Source organism: Staphylococcus agnetis (assembly GCF_002901865.1).
GTDB lineage: Bacteria > Bacillota > Bacilli > Staphylococcales > Staphylococcaceae > Staphylococcus > Staphylococcus agnetis.
In genome coordinates this window covers 7,629-13,735 of record NZ_PPQF01000157.1, presented here as the reverse complement: position 1 = coordinate 13,735, position 6,107 = coordinate 7,629, and the positions used below count along the sequence as shown (strand labels likewise).

The 6,107-nt window shown below is 36.6% G+C and carries 7 protein-coding genes; 2 read left to right on the top strand and 5 right to left on the bottom strand.

Features of this window, described 5'->3' with window-relative positions:
* Nucleotides 1–75 precede the first annotated feature (75 nt).
* The gene (locus tag CD172_RS12530) at nt 76–684 is read left to right on the top strand and encodes a stage II sporulation protein M (protein WP_037565019.1); all 609 of its coding nucleotides are present in this window, start codon (nt 76–78) and stop codon (nt 682–684) included.
* Nucleotides 685–788: 104 nt separating this feature from the next.
* Here the strand turns inward: CD172_RS12530 and CD172_RS12525 are convergent, their stop codons facing one another.
* The 3 genes from CD172_RS12525 to CD172_RS12515 form a co-directional block, all read right to left on the bottom strand.
* Nucleotides 789–2,207, bottom strand: coding sequence for a sucrose-specific PTS transporter subunit IIBC (locus CD172_RS12525; RefSeq protein ID WP_103346524.1), 1,419 nt, complete (start codon nt 2,205–2,207; stop codon nt 789–791).
* 24 nt (nt 2,208–2,231) lie between these two features.
* Nucleotides 2,232–3,194: a carbohydrate kinase family protein gene (locus CD172_RS12520; RefSeq protein WP_103346523.1), complete on the bottom strand. Its 963-nt coding sequence runs from the start codon at nt 3,192–3,194 to the stop codon at nt 2,232–2,234.
* 97 nt (nt 3,195–3,291) lie between these two features.
* A complete protein-coding gene (locus tag CD172_RS12515; protein WP_103346522.1) occupies nt 3,292–4,266 on the bottom strand; it encodes a LacI family DNA-binding transcriptional regulator in 975 nt (324 codons plus the stop codon).
* A gap of 241 nt (nt 4,267–4,507) precedes the next feature.
* Here CD172_RS12515 and CD172_RS12510 point away from each other — a divergent pair, with 241 nt between their 5' ends.
* Nucleotides 4,508–5,071, top strand: a complete 564-nt coding sequence (locus tag CD172_RS12510; RefSeq protein ID WP_103346521.1) for a hypothetical protein — start codon at nt 4,508–4,510, stop codon at nt 5,069–5,071.
* A gap of 168 nt (nt 5,072–5,239) precedes the next feature.
* Here CD172_RS12510 and CD172_RS12505 read toward each other — a convergent pair whose 3' ends face one another.
* Both CD172_RS12505 and CD172_RS12500 read right to left on the bottom strand, forming a co-directional pair.
* Nucleotides 5,240–5,428: a hypothetical protein gene (locus CD172_RS12505; RefSeq protein ID WP_103346520.1), complete on the bottom strand. Its 189-nt coding sequence runs from the start codon at nt 5,426–5,428 to the stop codon at nt 5,240–5,242.
* Between the two features lie 12 nt (nt 5,429–5,440).
* Nucleotides 5,441–5,950, bottom strand: coding sequence for a hypothetical protein (locus CD172_RS12500; protein ID WP_103346519.1), 510 nt, complete (start codon nt 5,948–5,950; stop codon nt 5,441–5,443).
* Nucleotides 5,951–6,107 lie beyond the last annotated feature (157 nt).

Here is a 6,107-nt window from a genome sequence, read left to right as displayed (position 1 = left end):
GTTATAAAGGTAAGTATTTGAATTAAATACATTATCTTTAATAAAATATAGATAAAATAATTTATGAGGTGCCTTATGCTTAATTTTGAAGATACGAATTGGTTTAAAAGAAGTTTGAAATTTTTCATACTATCATTAGCGATTACAGTTATTTCTTTTGTTTTAACTTTGATTGTTAACCCTTCTATAGATACCTTTAAAAATATCGCTAGAAAGGTTCCTGACAGTGTAACTCAAGCACAAGGTTTGGAAAAAGTATGGGAATATATTGTTCATAATGCAGCGATGGTGCCTTTTCAAATGCTTCTTCTTGCATTCATTCCCATTCCATTTTTATATTGTTTAAACTACATTACAACATCAGCATTGCTAGGCGTAATTTGTAGTATTGCGATTCAAATAGATTTACATAAAGGTATCAGTATGATTATTTCCACAATTCCTCATCACTTTCTTGAATTGTTTGCGATGTGTATCGTTGTGAGCAGTCTATTTAAATTAAATCAATCTATCATCAGGAAAATCACTAACATTTTCAGGCAAGATAAGAAACAAAATTATTCCTTTAAAACAGCATGTATGAATTTGATAAAATCTTATCTTTTAATTGCTTTACCTCTGTATATACTAGCAGCTTTTACCGAAACATTTGTTTCAAATTTTATTTATGAGTTCCTACAATAATTGAGTACTTATTGATGTCCATTCAACGGCAACTATAGATACGATAAACATAAATAAAACACTCCCCATATATTTTTATAGGGAGTGTTTCATCTTCTATTCTGTTATTTTGCTTCTTTAATTTCTTGCGCCATTTTATCACTATAGCCAAAGAACCATGTAAGTACGAATCCTACGCTAAATGACACGATAAGTACTAGAATGTATAACGGCAACTGTCCAATATCTTTAATAAATAACAACATACCTGGTAATACGGTAATTGCCATACCTGATGCTTTTAAATGGAATAACGATGCGAGGAATCCTCCGACTGCCCCACCTATTAAACCACATACAAATGGCTTAAAGTAACGTAAGTTCACACCGAAAATGGCAGGTTCTGTAATGCCTAAAAATGCTGAGAACGCTGATGGTAATGCGAGTGCTTTTAGCTTTTTTTGACGTGTTTTCAGACCAACCGCAACTGTTGCGGCACCTTGTGCGGTCATAGCCGCAGAAATAATCGGATTGAATTCATTGTATTTAAATTCCTCTAACAATTGAATTTCCATAAAGTTGAAAATATGATGCACGCCTGTAACAACGATTATCTGTTGGAAGAAACCGATTAATAAACCAGCAATACCAAACGGTAAGTTTAAAACCCATATTGTGCTGGATAAAATCACGGTTTCTATGCCATGAAATACTGGTCCAATAATAAATAAACCAAGTGTGATCATCACAAGTAATGTTAAAAACGGAGTAACGATTAAATCAATGGCATCTGGAATCTTTTTGCGTAACATTTTTTCAAATTTTGCGCCAATGAGACCTACAAAGAATGCCGGTAAAACGGAGCCTTGATAGCCTACAACTGGAACGAATCCAAAAAATTTCAATGCCTCAGCTGAACCATTCCCCACTTCATAAGCGTTAGGCAATGCAGGATTGACAAGCATTAAACCGAGCACGATGCCGAGCACCGGACTTCCTCCAAATACTTTGAACGCACTCCATGCGACAAGTGCAGGTAAAAATGCAAAAGCGGTATCTGTTAACACTTGTGTGAACAGGATGAAATTAGGTGAAATGTCTTTCGGTGTCATACCCATCCATGACAAAATTTGTTCGTTCATCAATACGCCACGTAAGCCCATGAATAAACCTGTTGCGACTAATACGGGAATAATTGGAACAAATACGTCGCCAAACGTGCGAATCGCGCGTTGGAACATATTCCCTTGTTTACCTGCTTCATGTTTGACATCGCTTGTCGATTGTCCTTCAATGCCTAAACTTTCAACAGCACTATAAATTTTATTTACGGTTCCTGTTCCAAATATCACTTGATACTGGCCAGAATTATAAAATGCACCTTTTACTTTATCTGTATTTTCAATTTGTGCTTGATCAATTTTTTCTTTATCATGAACCACAATGCGTAATCGTGTCGCACAATGTGCAATAGATTTTATGTTTTCTTTACCGCCTACCGCATCAATGACTTGTTTCGCGATTTGTTGGTCTGACATTGCCATATGTAACCCCTCCTTATTAAAGCTCTAACGACGTGTTAATGCACGTACCTCATCAATAGTTGGCAAGCTCCCGATTGCACCTTTTTTCGTTGTTGTCAAAGCGCCTACCGCATTACTCAATTTCAAAATATCATTGGCATGTTGTTTAAGATTATCCATTGGCTTAAGTGATTGTTGTTCTTTTAATAATTGATAAATAACCGATCCAATAAAGGCGTCTCCCGCACCCGTCGTATCTTGAACGTCAACGGTATAACCCGGGTGATAACCAATCTGACCCTCTTTAGTATAAATGGAGGCCCCGTTCGCACCTTCTGTATAAATGATCACTTCTGTTTTACCTTTAAATAATTGTTGAAGGGACGCAGTGTCATCACTTCCTGTTAAAAACGAAAGTTCTTCATCAGAAATTTTTAAAATATGGGCTTTCGGAGTAAATTCAAGTACGGTTGCTTTCAAAGCGTCAACCGAAGGCCATAAAGGAAATCGTAAGTTCGGGTCAAAAATGATTGTGCCTTCCGCTTTTTCCATTAATTCGATTGCTTTAACATGCGCCTCTTTCATCGGTGATGGAATCAAATCTACGGAACAAAAATGAAGAATGTCATCTTGTTGAAAATTCACATTCAATGTGCTAGCTTCAAGCAACATATCCGCAGATGGGTTTCGATAAAATGCGAAGTCACGTTCACCAGATTCTGTTAAACTCACAAACGCGAGGCCAGTATTCGCGTCAGTTGTGCGCTGAACCAAAGATGTATCAACACCTTGATGTGCTAACATGTCTACAATCTGATCTCCAAACGCATCTTGACCTAGTTGCGTAATGAGCGCGGAGGCTTCCCCGTGCTTCGCTACACAACTCGCGACATTCGCTGGCGCACCGCCAACTTGAGGCTCAAACTCATTAACGTCTTTAAGCTCAACGCCTTTCGTTTGAGGAATGAAATCAATTAAAGCTTCACCAATTGCATACAACTTTCCCATCATTTCACTTCTTTCATTAATGACTTATGATTCATAAATTGGAACCGGTACCAAAATAGTTTATAAAGTAAAACCCTCTTCACCGAGAATTTTACGTTTAGTTGTGCAAAATGTCAACGCTTTCTTTTTCGTCAATAGCGTAATCCATGCGTTGTAATAGTGGGACTTCCTCACCATTTAATAAAGCCATCATCGATACCGCAGCACATTGACCCGTCTCCTCATAAGGAAACACGATTGTCGTAATTCGCGGTGTCACAATAGAGGTTGTTTCATAACCTCCAAACCCTGAAATGGATAATGTTTGCGGAACATCAATATTCATATCAAGCGCGGTTTTTAACACGCCCAATGCAATATTATCTGTCGCACAAATAATGGCATCATAATCATGAATAAAAGCTTTAGAACGTTCTTGCGCATCACTTAACTTAAATGTCGATGTATAAATCGTTGCATCTTGATGATAATCCGAAAGTCCGTCGAGGACACCACGACGGCGATGTACGCCTACCGCTTCATCCCTTTCATCCACCCCAAAATATGCGATGCGATCAAACGCTCTCTTACCAAAATAATTACCCATAAGGCGTCCCGCATCATAATCATTTTGAATAATTGAATGAATGCCTTCATACGACTGTCCTACTAAAATGATCGGTACTTTAATCGATTGAATCGCTTTTAAATGCGCATCCGTCAACGCAGTCGCAAGCAAAATGATGCCATCGACTTTATTCTTCGCAAGTGTAGATATCGCATGAATTTCACGTTGTTGATCTAAATCCGTATTCACGATGATGGTTTGATAATTTTGTGTTCTCAAATATGTTTCGATGCCATAAAGCGTTTGGTTCGACGCATATGAGCTTAAACGTGGCACGATAACACCCATCATTTGCGTTCGTTTCGCCTTTAAACTTTGCGCAAATTGATTTGGACTATATCCCGTTTCTTGTACCACACGATCAATTTTCTGACGTGTTGTAGGACTAATCGAACCCCCATTTAAATACCTCGACACTGTACTTTTTGAAACACACGCTAGCTTAGCGATATCACGAATATTCATAGCATTCACCTCGCTTATATCATAGCACATCAATAGAGCGGAAAAGTATCGAATAGGTATACAATTAAACTCAAAAATTCATATAAGATTTTTATAAAAGTTAACCTTATTATACGAACCATTTAGTATAACTAAAAACAATCACGTGCACATTGTTTTTAATATATACTTTATATTGTATATGTTTCGTTTTACAAAAATTTAGTTAAAAGTTTTACAGTAAACATTTCGGGGGGATTTTATGAAAAAAGCATTAATTTTTTTACTTTCAAGCACATTAATATTAAGTGCATGTGGAAATGATGATGAAAAGCCATCTAAAGACAATAAGCCAAAAGAAGAAACAAAGAAAACGAAAGAAGATAAAAAACAAAAAACCGCATCTAAGGAAAATCAAACTGAAGAGCAATCTACTGAGTCTAATACTATTGAACAGCCCTCAGTAGTACAGCAAACTAATAGACCGTTAACGAAAAATGAAATATCTCAAAGAATGCGTAATGGGGAAAACGTGAATGGTATGGTTGACGCCGACGGAGACACATGGTATCAAGCACCAGGTAACGGAGATGTCGTAGGCTACACCAAACCCGATGGCACTCAGTGTACAGTCGGCGGTTGTGTAACACCTGAGCAACAAAAAGCACAAGAAGAAGCCAATTATCAAGAGATGGAAAAACAAGGCTATTCTCGTGAAGAATATGATGAAATTCAAAGACAAGCCGCAGAATTACAACAACAGCGAGATAGTGGCCAAATTACGTCTCAAGAATTTACAGATCGTTACCTTGAATTATATGATTGATAATTGTTTTTAAATTTCATTTCTCTTACAAATTAAGACTTACGCACATATAGATATAATTCTATAAGTTCACTTAAAAAAGATAGCGTCCATATGAGGATGCTATCTTTTTAAACTGTTTAATTTAGGCATGTCTTATTCTTCTTAGCTTTTTAATTATTAACGCATTTAAGACTTGTCTTTTCTAATTTCTTTTAAGTTAATTATTCCTACAAGTACAGGCAAAAAAGCAATGATAAAGCTCAATAAATACCCCGCATCAAATATAAATGAAAACACTAGAAACGCTATAATTCCGACAACAATTAGACATATGTTAAAAAAAGTAGTATCTGCTATTTGTGGTTTATTAAACATCATTTAATCCCCCTAGAAACAACTAGCCGCTGCACCTGACATACCACCAGACACTGCGCCGACAACCGCACCACCTGGTCCTCCAACACCAAAGCCACCAAGACCAACTGTACCCGCACCACCGGCTACACCAAGTCCACATTTTAATGCTCCTTTCCAGCCACGTTCGTTTGTCGACTTAGATTCATCTATAACCATCAATTTAAGACCATGATTTGTATTAACATAACTTAACAGCACGTTTTTCCCATTTTTATCTTCAGCAGACTTAGGAAGCTCCTTTGTTTCTCGAGTATCAACTTTAGTGATTGTAGCTGTGCCATTATTCTTAACTTTATATGTATATCCATCTTCAAGTTTAATATAGCCTTCTGAACTATTAACTTTGTGAAGTTCTCCAAATTTGTCTTTTTGTTGTTCTGCAGCATGCACCAATTGATCATGAACCATATAAGGTGATGCTACTGCGCCAGATAAAACAACAGTACTCAAAATAATTTTAGAAAACACGTTTCTTTTCATTTCTACATCTCCTTTACTTAAGTTACGTGATACACACTATCAAATAAATTAATACTTGTGTTCCATAATTCTTAGGTGTCTGATGTGAGTGCTTATCTGTCCGATACATTTACAATATCATTGCTACACTACTTAGTTCTTTAAAAAGTATTTATGT